Raw genomic sequence first — 1,094 nt, 5'->3', positions numbered from 1 at the left:
CAGGATGAACCGCACCGCGTATTCAGCGTTCTCGTAGAACGGCACGGTCAATAGCGTCTCGCCCACCTGCCTGTGGTCGTAGCCGGCCGCAACGGCGCGATTCCCCGAGTTAACGCCCGTGAACCTTGCATTGCCGGGTCTCTGGAAGTCATCCACTGCATTGTTTTGCACCAAGTAGTCCAAATGCCCAAGGGCGGCTTGGTCGAGCCGGATGTCTTGCGCCAGCAGTCCGAAGCCGCACCGGGACCGCTCGGCGTTCAGCGTCTCGTAAGCCAGGGCTTCGCCGCTGGTGGCTTCATATGTGGCGGCAGGAACGCTGGTGACGATCGCGCTTGCTGCCGGTGCCAGCGTGTCGCCCCCATTTCCCCACGCTCCACCGCAGGCGGTCAGGGTCACACCGGCCACCAGAACGGCCAGCAATTCATTTTTGATTTCATGGTTCTTTCTTTCTTTCGTTGAGTGACGCGCAAAACTTGCGCGGCCGGCAGCTTTTTCTGCACGGATTTCAGTGCATGGGGGTCATGCGCTGATGCCAATCCGCGCGATGGCTTCAGCCCGGATCCCCGTCCATACCGCACTACTGGGCGCCCGTGCGAAAGCTGAACGTGGACGTGAACTCTGCACCCGCATTCGTGCCGGACACCGTGGCGGTGTAAGTGGTGTTGGTGGCCAGCGCAACGGGGATGGCGCAGGCCACTCCGGCCTTGCACTCCCCCTCGGGATCGGTCGTTTGGCCATCTCCGTAGATCGCCTTGATCGCGACCGGCCCGCCAGGACCCGTGATCGATGCCGCAGCGACCCTCAGGTCGCTCGCGCCCTTGACCAGGATGGGCTGGCCCCAGACGACAACGGGTCCTGTAAAGAGCGATATCAGCAAATCTTCGCCGCCTGTGGACGCCATAACGCCGGCGCTTCCCTCGCATGGGTAGGTCAGAACCTTGCCAGCGTCCTGGAACTCGGTGTTCTCGGCCAAGCCGAAGACCATCTCCAACGTCCGACCCACTGCGGTTGGCCCCCAAGCCAGGCCGACGTCCCGGAGCCCATGGAGCGCGACCAGGGCGTAGTAGGGAGAGCCCAGGATGAACCGCACCGCG

At 63.3% G+C, this 1,094-nt stretch carries 1 protein-coding gene and 1 pseudogene; both read right to left on the bottom strand.

All coding sequences use genetic code 11. The features are described 5' to 3' along the window. The coding region (locus tag VTU_RS0106660; RefSeq protein ID WP_010102499.1) for a CAP domain-containing protein at nucleotides 1-420 on the bottom strand (420 nt) is incomplete at its 3' end. Nucleotides 421-577: 157 nt separating this feature from the next. Further along, nucleotides 578-1,094, bottom strand: a pseudogene (locus VTU_RS0106655) (CAP domain-containing protein); the annotation flags it as partial.

The organism is Verminephrobacter aporrectodeae subsp. tuberculatae At4, from assembly GCF_000193225.1.
In the GTDB taxonomy this organism is placed as follows: domain Bacteria; phylum Pseudomonadota; class Gammaproteobacteria; order Burkholderiales; family Burkholderiaceae_C; genus Acidovorax; species Acidovorax aporrectodeae.
Note: the sequence above shows the minus strand (reverse complement) of the source record. Positions and strands in the feature narration are given on the sequence as shown.